Annotated in this window: 12 protein-coding genes; 3 read left to right on the forward strand and 9 right to left on the reverse strand. The window is 67.8% G+C overall.

Annotation, left to right across the window (positions count from 1 at the left end):
* Nucleotides 1–27: 27 nt before the first annotated feature.
* Nucleotides 28–465 (forward strand): MerR family transcriptional regulator, encoded by a 438-nt coding sequence (locus M8859_RS29725; RefSeq protein ID WP_249645175.1) that lies wholly within the window; start codon nt 28–30, stop codon nt 463–465.
* Nucleotides 466–881: 416 nt separating this feature from the next.
* On the opposite strand, the gene M8859_RS29730 is transcribed toward M8859_RS29725, so the two are convergent.
* Complete coding sequence (locus M8859_RS29730) at nt 882–1487, reverse strand: dihydrofolate reductase family protein (protein WP_249645176.1); 606 nt, start codon at nt 1485–1487, stop codon at nt 882–884.
* A 1228-nt stretch (nt 1488–2715) separates the two neighbouring features.
* Entirely contained in the window at nt 2716–3144 is a 429-nt protein-coding gene (locus M8859_RS29740) for a hypothetical protein (RefSeq protein ID WP_159928554.1), read from the reverse strand.
* 129 nt (nt 3145–3273) lie between these two features.
* On the opposite strand from M8859_RS29740, the gene M8859_RS29745 reads away from it, so the two are divergent.
* Both M8859_RS29745 and M8859_RS29750 read left to right on the forward strand, forming a co-directional pair.
* Entirely contained in the window at nt 3274–5985 is a 2712-nt protein-coding gene (locus tag M8859_RS29745) for an ATP-binding protein (protein WP_159928552.1), read from the forward strand.
* A gap of 81 nt (nt 5986–6066) precedes the next feature.
* Nucleotides 6067–7119, forward strand: a complete 1053-nt coding sequence (locus M8859_RS29750) for an alpha/beta fold hydrolase (RefSeq protein WP_249645177.1) — start codon at nt 6067–6069, stop codon at nt 7117–7119.
* A 47-nt stretch (nt 7120–7166) separates the two neighbouring features.
* On the opposite strand, the gene M8859_RS29755 is transcribed toward M8859_RS29750, so the two are convergent.
* The 7 genes from M8859_RS29755 to M8859_RS29785 all read right to left on the reverse strand — a co-directional run bounded on the left by M8859_RS29755 (nt 7167) and on the right by M8859_RS29785 (nt 15407).
* Complete coding sequence (locus tag M8859_RS29755) at nt 7167–8762, reverse strand: ABC-F family ATP-binding cassette domain-containing protein (protein ID WP_249645178.1); 1596 nt, start codon at nt 8760–8762, stop codon at nt 7167–7169.
* Nucleotides 8763–8972: 210 nt separating this feature from the next.
* Complete coding sequence (locus tag M8859_RS29760; protein WP_195071893.1) at nt 8973–10415, reverse strand: aldehyde dehydrogenase; 1443 nt, start codon at nt 10413–10415, stop codon at nt 8973–8975.
* Nucleotides 10412–11887 (reverse strand): dihydrolipoyl dehydrogenase family protein, encoded by a 1476-nt coding sequence (locus tag M8859_RS29765; protein WP_195071892.1) that lies wholly within the window; start codon nt 11885–11887, stop codon nt 10412–10414. The genes M8859_RS29760 and M8859_RS29765 overlap by 4 nt, the downstream gene beginning before the upstream one ends.
* Nucleotides 11888–11908: 21 nt before the next feature.
* Nucleotides 11909–12355, reverse strand: a complete 447-nt coding sequence (locus M8859_RS29770; RefSeq protein WP_195071891.1) for a VOC family protein — start codon at nt 12353–12355, stop codon at nt 11909–11911.
* Nucleotides 12356–12390: 35 nt separating this feature from the next.
* Nucleotides 12391–13239, reverse strand: coding sequence for an alpha/beta fold hydrolase (locus M8859_RS29775; RefSeq protein ID WP_159928540.1), 849 nt, complete (start codon nt 13237–13239; stop codon nt 12391–12393).
* A 384-nt stretch (nt 13240–13623) separates the two neighbouring features.
* A complete protein-coding gene (locus tag M8859_RS29780; protein WP_159928538.1) occupies nt 13624–14544 on the reverse strand; it encodes a DUF2797 domain-containing protein in 921 nt (306 codons plus the stop codon).
* Between the two features lie 413 nt (nt 14545–14957).
* The gene (locus M8859_RS29785; RefSeq protein WP_159928536.1) at nt 14958–15407 is read right to left on the reverse strand and encodes a hypothetical protein; all 450 of its coding nucleotides are present in this window, start codon (nt 15405–15407) and stop codon (nt 14958–14960) included.
* Nucleotides 15408–15480 lie beyond the last annotated feature (73 nt).

The following is a 15480-nucleotide window of genomic DNA, read 5'->3' on the forward strand; positions in this document are numbered from 1 at the left end:
AACGGCTTCAAGTATGCTTGAAGTCAAATGAGTGAACAGTTGACGATCGGTGAGCTGGCGAGCCGCACCGGTGTCGCCACCTCCGCGCTGCGGTACTGGGAGGAACTGGGCCTGCTACCGCCACCGGCCCGGGTCTCGGGCCAACGGCGTTATCCGCCATCGGCGGTCAGGCTGGTCGGTGTGGTCTTGGCGCTGCAAAACGTCGGTTTCACATTGCGGGAGGTCAAAGCGTTCATCGCGTCTCGTTCGCTGACCGACGACAGCTGGCGGGAGCTGTATCAACGCAAGCTCACCGAGCTGGATCAACGGATTGCCCAGGCACTGGCGGCACGCACCGCCATCGCCCATGGTCTGGCCTGCCCGCACGATGACATCGTCGAGTGCCCCAACTTCACCAGCGGAGTCGAGGCGCTCCTGGCGGGATGTTCTCTCGAAGAGGCGCACTCACAGGTTCATTCGTACTGACCTCGCCTCGAAATAGGCGGCCTCGCTATTGAGACCTCAGCTCTTCACCCACTCGCCGAGGTGCTCGCGATGCTCGACGACTTCCTTCGAAGCCGAGGCCTTCCCGTCAGTGAACTTCTAACCGAATTCTTCACAGCTCGCGGCAGCACGAAGCCCGGCTTGGATACCTGCAAGGGATGGCACCAACAGTAGCTCGAACAGCGACGTGGGCATATGCACCCGGCGGGTGGTACCGACTCGCGTAACTATCTGCGGCGGCGACTTACCGCCAGATCCGGCGGACTCGGACCTCATGGGCCGATCTTCCGCCGGACCGAGCCGGCTGCCGGTTCGGTCCGCGCGGCCAGCGGCATTACGGGGCATCGGGCACTTGGATGCCGGGCCTGGCGGCGGTCCGGACCGGAGGACGGGCGACGTCACGCAGGGGCGCCGAGCGGCGGGTGCTCGAGCACGCGGGGCTTGTACTCGACCAGCTGGATGCGGCCATCGAAGGTGCGCTGATCGATCATCTCGAGCGCAACGTCCGGATAGCCGTCGTAGATGCGTTCCGCGCCCGTGGCACCGGTGATCACCGGGAACATCACGACCCGGAATCGGTCGACGAGTCCGGCTCTCAGCAGGGACCGGCACAGGCTCAGGCTGCCGATCGTGCTGAGCAGTCCCGAGCCGCTCGACTTCATGGAGCGGACCGCCTCGACGGCGTCGTCGCGGACGAGCGTGGAGTTGGCCCACCTCAGTGGCTCCTCGAGTGAGGAGGAGAACACCACCTTGGACGCTCGCGTGAGCTCGTCGACGGACGCCTCTTCCTCGGGCCTGAACTCGTCTTGGCCACTCGGGACCTCGCCGGCGGCGAAGCCCGACATCAGGCGGTAGGTATTCGCTCCCATCAGGTAGGTGGCCTCGGGCTGCTCGCCGAGCCATGCGAGGTACTCCGGGCCCTCGAGGCCCCAGAACCCGGGCCATCCTTCTCCCGATGCGTAGCCGTCGAGAGAGGTGATGTAGTCGACGAGAAGCTCCGACATGGCGGTGTCCTTTCCTAGAGTGTCACGAGCTTCGACCGATCGGGAGCCCCAAACTCATCGGCCGCACTATGGGGGTGCCGGTGAGGATCGTGTCACCAGCCGCAAACGAGGGGTATTACGTGACGTTGTCGTAGGCCGATCCAACCGCCCCGACCGAGGGCTGGACCCCGGCCTCGGCGAGGCGCTCGGTGAAGGCGATGGACATGTATTGGTGGTCATGATCCGCTTGGTCGAACACCGCATGCGGCAGGGTCCGCACCCACAGCCACGAACTTCGATCGCGTAGTGGGTGTTGCAGCGCTGCCGGCTCGCACCCGGCACGGCGCCGATCGCGGCTACCGGTCCGGCGGGCTACCTGTCGGTAAGAGTTCCTCGAGCCCGATCGGCGAGAGTGATTCGGACTCGCACTCCCAGGCCGATCAACCCGCCCGCTTCTTATTACGACAATGGCCCTGTCGAAGGCACATTCGATGACATTGCGGCGTTTGTAGATCTCGGCATCGAAGCTCGGTGTCCGCCCGCCTGCCCGGCCCTTGGGTTTGCGGTTGACGACCTGGTCCCGGCGTTCGGGAATCACGGTCTGGCGATGATCCCGCCGTCCCGCCCCTTCGAGCAGCACAAGCCCGATGAACACCCCCACCAGCGCCCAGTCCCGCCAGGACCGCCTCGGCGGGTTCGGCGCCGTACCACACCGAGCGGAGAAGTTGACGCACGCTTCGATGGTCGCGCTCGGACCCGAGGAAGGAAAACCGGTGCGGGCTCGGGGTTCGGCGACCGGCAGACGTCGCCCGCGGATCGCGGTACTCGTCACACGGCGCATGCCGACAGGATGTAGGCGTGCGCGCGCAGAACACTGAACTCGACGCGGACGAGGGTGCGGTTCGCTGTGCAGGTGGTGACCGTCTTTGGCTGTTATCTGGCGAAGTACGAGCCGAGCCACCAGGCGTCGTGTGTCGGTTGAGTTCTGCGGTCGAAGGCGGCCCGGCGTTGTTTCGGCTGGTCCGTTTTCTGGTCGCGCCGCTGAAGCAACCGGGCACTGACGTAAGCGACCTCGGGAGCGGACAGAGAGCTGCGGCGGGTCCAGCACATCCAGGTCGTGGAAGCCGTCGCCGCCGCGCTACGGACGGGTGAGGAAGCCGCCGTCACAGGGTCTCGATCACTCCGGCGCCAGTCGAATGGTGCGTGACGCCGTCGTGGCCGGGTATCTCGCGCGCGGCGACTCTGCTCATCACGCGGCGCGAAGCGGTCCGGCGAACGCCTTGCGCAATGACGACGGCCCGACCAGCCGCAGCAGCATCGCCAGGATCTTCCCCTTGACCGCCTGCGGAGTGCGGGTCAGTTCGACATCGACGCGGCTGCCCGACGCGGCGGGGGTGGCGCGGAAGACCCAGCCGCCGCCCGTGCCGAACAGCTTCGAGTCCAGCGTGGTGATGGTGACGGTGTCACCGGCGGGATCCCATTCGTAGCGGGCGCGCTCCCAGGCGGCGGCGGTGCCCTCGGTGACCTCGGCCCAGGTGTCGCCGCGGTCGTGGATTCGGAAGTGCTCGGCGTCGATGTTCGGCCACACCTCGGCGCGATCGGGTCCGAAGTCGGTGAGTACCCGCACGACCTCGGCGGGAGTCAGTGTGGACAGGAGGTGAAAACGTACCGTAGTCATGGGGCTACCTTCGCCGCCGCGACCAGGGCGCCGAATCTGTCAGTTGACGCTGGGGTGACGTAATCCGGTTTCGGTAAGGTCGCGGCGGGTCGCCGCATCCCGTGACGGCCCCGGGAGGAGAACGCCCACATGCCGATGTTCGGACGAGAGACCGAGCTGAAAGACCTGGCCGCACTGGTGGACGGTCCCGGCGAGCGAAGTGGCATCCTGATCGAGGGGGAACCCGGAATCGGCAAGTCGGCACTGGTCGCGGAGGCGGCCGCCGCCGCGGCCGCCGCGGGGCTGCGGATACTGCGGACCGCGGGTGCGGAGGCCGAACACGGCCTCACCTACGCCGGGCTGCACCGGCTGCTCTACCCGCTACGCAGCGCGTTCGATACCCTGCCGAGGCACCAATTCGAGGCGCTGACGAACGCCTTGGGCATGTCGGATACCACCGAGGAGCCGAGCCTGCACCTGGTGGGGCTGGCCGCGCTGACCCTGCTGGCGGACCTGGCGGTCGAACGGCCGCTGGTGGTCGTCGCCGAGGACGTGCACTGGCTCGATCCCGCCAGCGCAGAGGTCCTCGCCTTCGTCGCGCGCCGCATCGACTCCGAACCCGTCGCTGTGCTCGCCACGGTGCGCCACGGTGCAGATTCACCGCTGCGCGAGGCCGGACTGACCACCATGCGGCTGGGTCCGCTGCCCGAGCACGACGCGAACGCGCTGCTCGACAGCATCGCACCGGAATTGCCTGCCGAGGTCCGTCGTCGGGTGCTCGCGCAGGCGCAAGGCAACCCGCTCGCGCTGATCGAACTGCCCACGGCGGTGGGGTATCTCAGCGAAACCGCTCCAGCGCTGCCGTTGACCGAGCGCCTCGAACGCGCCTTCTCGGCGCGTGGTGCCGCGCTGCCCGAGCGCACCCGATCGGCATTGCTCGTCGCGGCGCTCGATGACAGCGATTCGCTCAGTGAGACGCTGATTGCCGCAGGGATTCTCCTGGGATCCGAGGTGGGAACCGAGATTCTCGCCCCTGCCGTGGCGGCCGGGTTGATCGATATCGGTCCCGGCACGGTGACTTTCCGGCATCCGCTGATTCGTTCGGCCCTGGTGGCGGCGGCGATGCCCGAGGAGCGCCAGCGGGCCCACCGGGCCCTCTCGGACCTGCTCACCGAGTCACCGGATCGCCAGGTGTGGCATCGGGCGGCGGGTGCGGTCGGCGCCGACGAGGAGGTGGCTACGGCGCTCGAGGACGCCGCCGAACGGTCCCGGCACCGCGGCGGCGCGATCGCGGCGCTGGAGCGTGCTGCGGCGCTGAGCGCCACCCCCGGCCGACGCGCGGATCGACTCCTGCGCGCTGCTGAACTGGCCGTCGACGCCGGTCACCGCGACACGGCCGATCGCCTGGTCGACACCGCACGTACGCTCCCTCTCACCGCCGCGCAGGAGGCCACCGCGAACTGGCTGCTCAGCGGGTTCGAGGACGGGATGCGTGAAAGCCCTTCGCGTATCGGCGAACTGGCCGCGCTCGCGGCCGCCGTCGCCGCCGACGGGTATGTGGATCCCGCGCTGCGGATCCTGTGGGGTGCGGCCATGCGGTGCTTCTGGGTCGAACCCGGACCCGAGGCCCGGCGCGCGGTGCTCGCGGTCGCCGACACCTTCGGCATTCCCGACGGTGATCCGCGCAAGCTCGCGGTCGACTCGATCGTTGCCCCGTTCGAGCGCGGCGAACAGGTCCTCGGTCACCTGCGCGCGCTGGCCGCGACCACGGGGCGCGATCCGGAGGTCGATCACTTTCTCAGCAGTGCGGCCTATCAGGTCGGCGCTTTCGACCTCGCGGCACAGTTCGCGGCCGCCGCCGCACCCGGATTCCGCTCCGCCGGACAGTTGGGGCTGCTGACCCGGGCACTCGCGATCCAGGCCTGGAGCCTGGCCCGGCTCGGCGACCTCGCCGCTGCCGCGCCCATCGCGGCCGAGGCCGCGGCCTTCGCCGGGGAGACCGGGGCGCCGTTCATGCACGCGGTGGTCGTCGCGGTACAGGCCGAAATCGCGGCGCTGCGTGGCGACTACTTGCAGGCCGCCGCACTCGCAGCGGACGCCGAACGGACCGGACTGGCGGCCGGCGCGCGGCCTGTGCTGGCCACGGTGCAGCTCACCCGCGGGCTCATCGCGCTCGGCGAGGGCCGATTCGATGACGCCTTCACCGATCTGGCTCGCGTCCACGATCCGCGGGATCCGTCGTATTCACTGACGCTGCGCGCGTGTTTCCTCACCGAAATCGCCGAGGCCGCGGTCCGCGCCGGACAGACCGACGCGGTGGCGGAACTGTTGCGCGAACTGGAACCGGTCGCGGCAGCCACGTCATCGCCCGCCCTGCACATCGGAATGCGCTACGCGCGAGCGGTGCTCGCCGGTGATATGGCCGGAAAGCTGTTCGCCGCCGCACTGGAGGCGGATCTGACCGGCTGGCCGGCCGAACGCGGCCGCCTGCATCTCGCCTATGGCGAGTGGCTGCGGCGGCAGCGGCGAGTCGTCGAATCCCGCACCCATTTGCGCAAGGCGCGAGAGACTTTCGACGCCCTCGGCTTCACGGCGTGGAGTGAACGGGCCCGCCTGGAATTGCGCAGCGCGGGCGAATCGAGCCCGAATCGCGACCCGGATGCCCGCGACCGGCTCACCCCGCACGAGCTGAGCATCGCGCAACTGGCGGCCCAAGGGCTGACCAACCGGGAGATCGGGCAGCGGCTGTTCCTGTCGCACCGGACCGTGAGCACTCACCTGCACCGGATCTTCCCGAAGCTCGGGATCAGTTCGCGCGGTGATCTCGCGGGGGTGCTGCCGACCGAGGAAGAGACGGCGTAGTAGAACGGGCCTGGGCAATGGACACCGATTACGTCATCCGACGCTCGCGGCCACGACCGCGCGCTACCTAGCGTCGGCGGAATGAATATCAGCAGACGATTCTTCGGTGGTGCGCTCGTAGCGGGTGCCGCGAGCCTGACCGCCGCCTCGCTGAGCGCCTGCGGGACGGATTCCGCCACCGCGCCGGGGGCCACGACGCCGGTCCCCGGCGCGGATCTGCGGAAGGGCTCGGGCGACAACACAACCCTGGGACCGATCAAGCAGATCGACGCTGGTGTTCTCAGCGTCGGATACGCCGAATTCGGGCCCGGCACCGGTCAACCGGTGATCCTGCTGCACGGCTGGCCCTACGACGCCTACAGCTACGCCGATGTCGGTCCGCTGCTGGCGGCCGCCGGTTACCGGGTTCTGGTTCCGTTCCTGCGCGGCTACGGTCCGACCACCTTCCGCTCCACCCAGACCGTCCGCAACGGTCAGCAGTCGGCCATCGCACGCGACATCGTCGATTTCATGGACGCCTTGCACATCGACAAGGCCGTACTGGGCGGCTTCGATTGGGGCGCGCGGACTGTCGACATCATCGCCGCGCTGTGGCCGCAGCGGGTCAAGGCCATGGTCGCGGTGAGCGGGTACATCGTCACGGTGCAGGCGGCACAGCAGCAGCCACTGGCTCCCGAGGCCGAACTCGGGTGGTGGTACCAATACTATTTCGCCACCGAGCGTGGCCGCCTCGGCTACACCCGCAATCGGCACGATTTCAACAAGCTGATCTGGAAGCGCGCCTCCCCGGTCTGGAATTTCGACGACGCTACCTTCGACCGCAGCGCCGCCGCCTTCGACAATCCCGACCACGTCGACATCGTCATCTCCAACTACCGCTGGCGCTTGAGCCTGGCGCCGGGCGAGCCGCAATACGACAGCTACGAGCGGCAACTGGCCGCCGCACCGGCGATCACCGTGCCCGCCATCACGCTCGGTAGCGACTTCGACGGCGCGGCCAAGGACGGAAAGCTCTACGCCGCAAAGTACACCGGCAAGCATGAGCACCGTGTTCTCGACGGTATCGGCCACAACGTGCCGCAGGAGGCGCCGCGCCCGTTCGCCCAGGCGATCATCGACGCCGACCACCTCTGAAAGCCGGAAAGGCCGGGCCCGGTCAACCGGGCCCCGCCTTTGCGCGTCTATAAGGAGTCGCGTAGCTGGAATCCGCCGTCCGCATCGAGTTCGATCACAGTGTTCATACCGATCCTGCGCAGGAACGGATAATCGTGGCTGACCACGAGAATCGCGCCGCAATAGTCGCCTAGGGCCTCCACGAGCTGGTCGACGCTGGCGATGTCCAGGTTGTTGGTCGGCTCATCGAGGATCAGCAGCTGCGGCGGCGGATCGGCGAACAGCAGGCGCGCAAGGGATACCCGGAAGCGCTCCCCGCCCGACAGTGTCGAAACCGGCCGTTCGACACTGCTGCCGCGCAACAGGAGCCGGGCCAGCTGATTGCGGATCGCGCCCGGCGCTATGGCAGCGGCCACCGAAAGGACGTTCTCGAGCGCACCGGCCTGTTCGTCCAGATTGTCCAGGCGTTGCGGCAGATACCCGACGCGGTCGGTCAGCAGCGTCCCGCGTTCCAGATCTCGACCATGAATCAGATTTTCGAGGAATGTCGACTTGCCCGCGCCATTGCGGCCGATCAGAGCGACCCGCTCTGGCCCCTGAACGACGATGGAGCGGTCGCCGTCGCGTAGTTCCGCGATGCGACGGCTGCGCGGCACATCCGGGTCGGGCAATTCGAGACGAATGTGCTCCTCACGTCGGACACGGGATGCGGCGGTGTCCACAACTTTCTGGGCCGCGAGCACTTTCGCGTCGAGCGTGGAGCGCATCGCGCCCGCGGAGCCCTGCGCTCTACTGGCGCGGTTGCCCGCCAGGATCCGGGGTATGCCGCCGCCGCGCTGGGTCGCCCTGGCGGTGCGTTCACGTCTGGCGAGCTTCGTCTCGGCTTCGATGCGCTGGCGTTTCTCGACTTTCAAGGCCTGCTCTGCGGTGCGCGCCGCTTGCGCGGCCGCCGCCTGCTCCTGCTCGACGTGCTGCTGCCAGACGCTGTAGGGCCCGCCGAACACACCCAGCGCAGTCCCGTGCAGTTCGGCGGTGGCGTCCATATGCTCGAGCAGTTCGAGATCGTGGCTCACCACCACCAGGGTGCCGGGCCACGAGTCCACGAATTCGGCGAGCTTGGAGCGGGTCTCGCGGTCGAGGTTGTTGGTCGGCTCGTCGAGCAGCGTGATCGGTGTGCGCCGAATCCGCAGACCCGTGATGGCGATCAGCACCGCTTCGCCGCCGGAGATCTCCCCCACCTTGCGGTCGAGATCGGCGGCGCTGAAACCGATGTCGTGCAGCGCTTCGTCGGCGCGGGATTCGATGTCCCAGTCGTCGCCGATCGTCTCGAAGTGCGCTTCCCCGGTCTCGCCGGATTCGATCGCGCGCACGGCCGCGAGCGTGCCCGCGATGCCGAGCAATTCCGCGATGGTGTGGTCGTTGCCGAGGGTCAGCGTCTGCGGCAGGTAGCCCACCTCTCCGGTGGTTTCGATCCGTCCGGAGGTCGGGGTGAGGATTCCCGCGATCAACCGCAGCAGTGTCGATTTTCCGGAGCCGTTGCGCCCTACCAGACCGGTGCGCCCGGTGGTCAGGGTCCCGTTGAGCTGGGAGAGCGCGGCAGTTCCGTCGGGCCATTCGAAGGACACGTGCTGCAGAGTGATCGCTGATTGCATGGATGTGGACATGGGTCGTCGACTCTTTCCTGCTCGTGAACGAGCGGGCCGCGTGATTTCAAGACATTGCGGAAGCAGACGAAGGCGAATCAGGCTCGAAAAATCTCGGGCTGTTCGGTTACGGGGCACCGAGAGAAATGAATGAGGAATGCGCCGCCTTCGACTGGGCGGCTAGCGTCTGTCGACTTCCTCGATAATCACGTGACCACCCTACCAGCGGTGTCAGACGGTGATCGTCTGGTATTCGGTGTACTGGCCCAGCCCGACCACGCCGTACTCGCGTCCGATTCCGCTGGCTTTGAAGCCACCGAAGGGACCGTCGAATCCGATCGGCGCGCCATTGATGGTGACCGTGCCGGTCCGGATTCGGCGGGCGACGGCCAGCGCCGCGGCCTCGTCGGCCGACCACACGCCGCCGGAGAGGCCGTATTCGGAGTCGTTGGCGATGCGGACCGCGTCGTCGATGTCGTCGTAGGCCAGGACGACCAGGACCGGACCGAAGATCTCCTCCCGCGCGATGCGCATGGTCGGCGTCACATCGGCGAAAACCGTGGGGGTGACGTAGAAGCCGCCCCGCGGTCCGGGCGGGACCTGCGGGCCGCCGCAGACCAGGCGCGCGCCTTCCGCGATGCCGATCTCGATGTAGTCGCGGACGCGCTGTTGTTGATCGCCGCGAACCATCGGGCCGATGAAGGTCTCCGGGTCGCGGGGATCACCGACCGGCAGGGACTCGACCAGCGCCGCCAGCGCCGAGATGACCTCCTCGTAGCGGGAGCGGGGGGCGAGGATCCGGGTTTGGGCAATGCAGGATTCACCGTTGTTCAACAGCGAGCCGAACTTCAGGCCGTTCATCACCGCCGTCAGATCGGCATCGGGCAGGATCACCGCCGCCGATTTGCCGCCCAGTTCGAGACTCACTCGTTTGAGCTGGGTGCCCGCGATGGACGCGATCCGGCGACCGGCCGCGGTCGAGCCGGTGAACGCGATCTTGTCCACCCGCGGATGGGAGATCAGATACTCGCTCGTTTCGCGATCTGCGGGCAGCACGCTGAGCACGCCGCCCGGCAGTCCGATTCGATCCACCAGTTCGGCCAGCAGGCCCATGCTCAGGGAGTTCTCCGGAGAGACTTTCAGCACCACCGAATTCCCGGCGAGCAGAGCGGGCAGAATCTTCGAGGTCGCGGAGGAGAAGGGTGAATTCCACGGGATCACCGCCGCCACGACGCCGACCGGCTCGCGCCGCACCACACTGCGCACGCGGGAACTCGGGTCCGACGGTTCGAGGGTGCGTTCCCAGTCGAAATGCTCGGCGGCAGCGAGGTAGGCATTCGCCTGGCGGGTCAGACCGGCCTGGCCTGCCTTGGTGAACCATGCGGCGGCGCCGTTTTCTGCGGAAATGAGGTCGGCGATCCGGTCTGCCTCGTCCTCGCGCAATTTATTGAATCTGCGCAGCAATGCGATTCGCTCGGGGAGCGGGGTGTCACGCCATACGCGTCCTTCGAACGCCGTGTGCGCCAGCATTGCCGCGCGGTCCACATCGGCGGGTTGCGCCTGCGCCGCCCTGCCGATGACCGAGCCATCGTGTGGCGAGAGGATTTCCAGCAGTGCCGGTTCGCTGGGTTCGGTCCAGGAGCCGCCGACGTAGAGCCGCTCGTAGATGATCATCGGGTTTCTCCCAGGGCGAACGATGGCTGTTGGTCGCGATATGTCTCCAGCAGGCGGAGCCAGACTTCGCTTATGGTGGGGAACGAGGGGACGGCATGCCAGAGCCGGTCGAGGGGGACCTCGGCGGTGATGGCGATAGTGGCCGAGTGCAGCAGCTCGGCGACGCCTGCGCCGGCGAAGGTCGCGCCGACGATGACCCGGCGGTCCGGATCGATCAGGATGCGGGCCCGTCCGCGATAGCCGGGATCGTGCTGGATCGCACCAGCGACGCGGCCGCTGTCGTAGTCGACCACGTCCACCGTCCGTCCGGCGCGGGCGGCGTCCTCGGTGGTGAGGCCGACCGCCGCGATCTCCGGATCGGTGAAGACGACCTGCGGCACCGCCTCGAGGTCGGCGGTCCCGGCATGCGGGCCCCAACGACTGGTGTCGAGCGCATTCCCCAGCGCGCGGGCGGCGATGACCGACCCCGCGATACGGGCCTGATACTTGCCCTGATGGGTGAGCAGCGCACGGTGATTGACGTCGCCGACCGCATACAGCCACTCGCCGTCGACGGCGGTCACGGTGAACGTGTCGTCGGTGGTGAGCCACGCTCCCGGTCGCAAACCGACCGTGTCGAGGCCGAGGTCCTCGGTGCGGGGTGCGCGTCCGGTCGCGAGCAACAGTTCGTCGGCGACCAGCCGGGCGCCGTCGGCGAGGGTCAGATGGATGGTGTCGTCGGGGCCACCCGCGCGATCTGCTGCGGTGATGGTGGTGCCGAATCGCAGGTCCACCCCGGCTGCCCGGAGCCGCTCGGCGACCAGGTCCGCGGCGAAGGCTTCGACGCGGCCCAGCAGCCGGGACTCGCGGGCGATGAGCGTGACCTGGGCACCCAATGCCTGCCAGGCGGCGGCCATTTCGGTGGCGACCACCCCGGCCCCGAGAATCGCGAGCCGGCCCGGTACTTCGCGGGCGCTGGTGGCTTCGCGACTCGTCCACGGCCGCAACGCATCCAGGCCCGGCAGCGGCGGCAGCGCCGCGGAGGTGCCGGTGCACACCGCCACCGCGTACCGGGCGGTGAGCCGCACGGTCTCACCTTCAGGAGTGTGGACCGTCACCTGACGGGGCCCGTCCAGGCGACCGTGGCCGCGGATCAGGTCGACATCGACGGAGTCGAGCCACTCGACCTGGCCCCGATCGTTCCAGCCGGCCGCCATGCGGTCGCGATGTTCGAGCACCGCGGGCGCATCGAGCGCGCCGGTGACCGCGGCGGCGACTCCCGGGAAGGCCGCGGCCTCACGGTAGAGCGAGGCTGGGCGCAGCAGCGCCTTGCTGGGTTCGCAGGCCCAGTAGGAACATTCGCCGCCGACCAGTTCGGATTCGACGATCACGGTGCTCAGCCCGGCGGCGCGAGTACGGTCGGCGACATTCTCACCGACCGGTCCAGCCCCGATGACCACCACGTCGTAGCTACGAAGTTTTCTGTCGGACACGGATTTCACCTTCGATGGAGGTCAGCGGCCGGGTGCGCGCTGGGTGATTTCCTGCAGGAACCAGCCATTGCCATCGGGATCGGTGAACGCGGCGAACGAGCCGTAGCTGCGACGCTGTGGATCCGCTCCCGGCACTCGACTTTCGGTCCCGGCGTGATGGAAAACGCCGGTGGCGTCGTGGAACGGTCCGTCGACCGCGATCCCGCGCACGGTCAACTCCGCGACCGCTTTCTCGATATCGGTGACGATCAGATGCAGCCCGGCCAGACTGCCCGGTGCGGCCGCGGTCACTCCCGTGCCGAAGATGATCGAGCATTCCGAGCCGGGTGGGGTCACCTGCACGACGCGATAGCCGTCGTCCACCGGGAAATCGGCGTCGAGACGGAATCCGAGCCGCTCGGTGTAGAAGGCCTTGGCGCGGTCGACATCGGCGACCGGCACGACGGCGACTTCCAGCTTCATGTCCATGATTCGTTCTCTCCTCTAATGTCTTTCGCGACGCTTCAGTGGGCGTTGTTCCGGGCGGCCTGCTCGATCACCTCGGCGACCCGATCCGGGTGCGAGACCGTGACCGAGTGCGACGCCGCAATCTCGATCACCTGGGCGTGCGCCCGCTCGGCCATGAACCGCTGCGCCGCGACCGGAATATTGAGGTCCTGCGTGGTGACCACATCCCAGCTGGGCTTGTCGGTCCAAGCAGCGACGGTCGCCTTCTCCTCGAGCGCGGACTGCCGGATCGGGCGCTGTGCGGCGGCCGCCAGGGCGGCGCGATCGGCGGGGACGTCGGCGGCGAACTGATCGTGGAATTTGTCCTGCTGGATGTACAGATCGGTGCCGGTACTGCCGTCGGCATCGGTGAACGGCACGGCGTTGAGCGTGCCCGGCAGGGTAGATCCGGGGAACTTATTGGTCAGCTCGAACGCAGTCTCACCGGGCGCGGGCAGGAAGGCCGCGACGTACACCAGCGCCTTCACCTGATCGCTGCCCGCTGCGGCGGTGCTGATGACCGATCCGCCGTAGGAGTGTCCGACCAGGACCACGGGCCCATTGATATGGCTGATCAGTCCCCGCACAGTGGTGGCGTCGGCGGCGGGCCCCCGCAGCGGATTGGCGGCCGCCACCACGGGATACCCATCCTTGCGCAACTTGTCGATGACATCGTTCCAGCTCGACCCATCCGCGAACGCGCCGTGTACGAGGACGACGGTCGGCTTCGGCGCGTCCTCGGTCGGTCCGGCATGGGTGGTGCTCGCAGTGCAGGCGACGGCGAGGCTGCCGACCGCCACCGCAGCCGTGACCGCCGCGATCGCCCCGCCCGCGCGCCGCGTACGAGGGTGTCGAATGTCGACCATGTCGATGTCCTTCCGAGGAGCGTTGAAGCATGTTGCGCAGCCTCGACTCTGGTCCCGCTCCCCCCACCGCCACATCTGTCAACTGACGCCGACCATGACGTAGTCAGCCGGCACCGCCACCAGAAAGGCGGACGGATCGACCAGCGTCCTACGCGCCGATCACACAACGCTTCCGCTGGTGGAGGCGTGTGCGTAGTGGTCGTGTCTTCCTCCGGGCACAGAAACGACTCAACCGCCCCGGGTACGGCCGCCGCGGTGTCACCGAATACGGCGCCTGTCGCTGCTCGACGTTCACCCGCTCCCGCCTCGATCCGACCATCCCGACAGCACTGTGATCGAGGCGAACGTTCCACTCGATCAGGTCGTCGAAACGTCCCGGAGTCCTCAGAACAAGCTCGTCTGCGCTGCAACGGACCCGCCGGTGATCGAATCGTCGAGCTCGATACGCCGCCCGATGAGCTGAGTGTCGTTGGCCAGGAGAAGTTCTCCGGTCTCGGATCCGTCGCGGCAAGCGATGGTGTGCCCGTGCGCGGTCACCGCGTCGAGGACGTACTCCCCCGGCGGCAACGCCCCGCCGAAATCGATGACGGTCGCGTAGCGGCCTCGCTCCGCCACTGTGCGATAGAACTCGCCGCCACCCGACCAGGTCGTTTCAGTGCGCATCGTCCCGGTGGGCAGCACGGCGAGCGCCTCGGAGGCTGCGGCGGTCACCGCAGCCTCCACTGCCGCCCACGGAGCCAGCGGCTTGGTCAGGACGCGAGTCTTCGCCGCGCTGCCGACGGCCTGCCGGAAACCGGCCTGTGCCGATACCACCCGCTCCAGTTCGCGCACATGCATGCCATCTGGTGAGTCGGCGATGAACCGGGCGGCGAGCGCGCCCTGTTCGTACAGGCGGCGATGCCGACGTACCGCCGACGCCGTACCAACTTTGGCCAATCCCTCACCGAAATAGGCGATATAGAGATGGTGGGGCTGGGACACGTAAGCACGGATCTGCTCGGGCAAGGCCGAGATCGGTCCGCGGTGCGTGTGCACCACCGCCCACCCTTCCCGCACCCGGCAAAGCGGGCACTGCCGGCCGCTGACAAGTTGCGCGGAATCCGGACACGCTCGCCGCCCCGGGAAACTGCCGAATCCGTGATATCCCAAGCAGTATCGCGCCGTGTCGCGGATCCTGAACGCCAAGCGCGTACCGAGACCGGGCACGCGCTCGGTCGATCCGTCACCGTGGATCAGCTCATACCACCACTGGCCGCGCTCGTCCCAACGGGTGCCGCCGTACAGCAAGTTATCCGTAGTGGTCATCGGCGCAGCGCTCCGCACGTTCGTGTTGGGTCGTGGTCATCACCATGATGCGTGATGCCACCGAAACTCGTTCTGCGCGTGTGGATAACTGATGCCGCCTACCACGAGGCGTATGCCGGGCGATCCGCCGAGCTCGCAAAAATGCTGGCCATGGGTATCTTGTGACTTCCCCGTACTATACGAGGCCGCGCCACCATCCCCGGCACCCCGGCCGAGCTCCGAGCCCGGTCTGCCATGGATGTAGTGATCGCCCGCACCGGCGACGCATACCGCTGAGCGGATGACCGGTCCGAACTGTGGTGGGCGCAGCAGATGCGACATCTCCCGACCTGAGGCTCGTCAGCCAGACTCTGATCCTGGACGAGACGCCATCCAGGATCGGGGTTTGTGACCGATTCGGCCGACGCCTTCGGTCAGATTCGTTCACTGGGCGGTGGACTCACCTGTGTGACTGGTGCTTCCACCGGGACCCACTGCTGGCTCGAGAGGTTCCACTCCAGAACCTTTCCGTGCAGTGCGGGCTCGGTAGGGTCGAGGTCGAGCAGGGCCAGGCGCGCCTCGTCCGGAAGGCCGGTGGTGACCAGGATCGCCGCCGCGTTCAGGTTCTCGATGTCGAGCACGGTAACCACTTCGACATCACCGTGCGATCGCCGTGCCCGCTGAAACCAGCGTTGGCGTAGCTTGCTCGGAAGCGCTGCCGCACCGTCGGCGGCACGCTGACCGAGCGCTTCGAGGAATGCTTTGCCGAACACTGTCGCCGCGGGCGCGACCGCGCCGAACGCAGCCGCTGACCACTGCAGCAGATCGTGCGACAGTGAGCCGGGATCGCCGGGTGGCGGGCCGCCTCCGGGCGACGGCTGCACGACATCTCCACTATCGGCGCGCCCCGAGCTCGGCTGTGTCTGATTCACGGTGACCCTACCCCCATCGCTTCAG

The organism is Nocardia sputi, from assembly GCF_023501985.1.

Coding starts and splice junctions, on each gene's coding strand:
- M8859_RS29780 (WP_159928538.1), bottom strand. CDS start 14,544: ATGACCACTACGGATAACTTGCTGTACGGCGGCACCCGTTGGGACGAG.
- M8859_RS29725 (WP_249645175.1), top strand. CDS start 28: ATGAGTGAACAGTTGACGATCGGTGAGCTGGCGAGCCGCACCGGTGTC.
- M8859_RS29740 (WP_159928554.1), bottom strand. CDS start 3,144: ATGACTACGGTACGTTTTCACCTCCTGTCCACACTGACTCCCGCCGAG.
- M8859_RS29745 (WP_159928552.1), top strand. CDS start 3,274: ATGCCGATGTTCGGACGAGAGACCGAGCTGAAAGACCTGGCCGCACTG.
- M8859_RS29775 (WP_159928540.1), bottom strand. CDS start 13,239: ATGGTCGACATTCGACACCCTCGTACGCGGCGCGCGGGCGGGGCGATC.
- M8859_RS29730 (WP_249645176.1), bottom strand. CDS start 1,487: ATGTCGGAGCTTCTCGTCGACTACATCACCTCTCTCGACGGCTACGCA.
- M8859_RS29750 (WP_249645177.1), top strand. CDS start 6,067: ATGAATATCAGCAGACGATTCTTCGGTGGTGCGCTCGTAGCGGGTGCC.
- M8859_RS29770 (WP_195071891.1), bottom strand. CDS start 12,355: ATGGACATGAAGCTGGAAGTCGCCGTCGTGCCGGTCGCCGATGTCGAC.
- M8859_RS29755 (WP_249645178.1), bottom strand. CDS start 8,762: ATGTCCACATCCATGCAATCAGCGATCACTCTGCAGCACGTGTCCTTC.
- M8859_RS29760 (WP_195071893.1), bottom strand. CDS start 10,415: ATGATCATCTACGAGCGGCTCTACGTCGGCGGCTCCTGGACCGAACCC.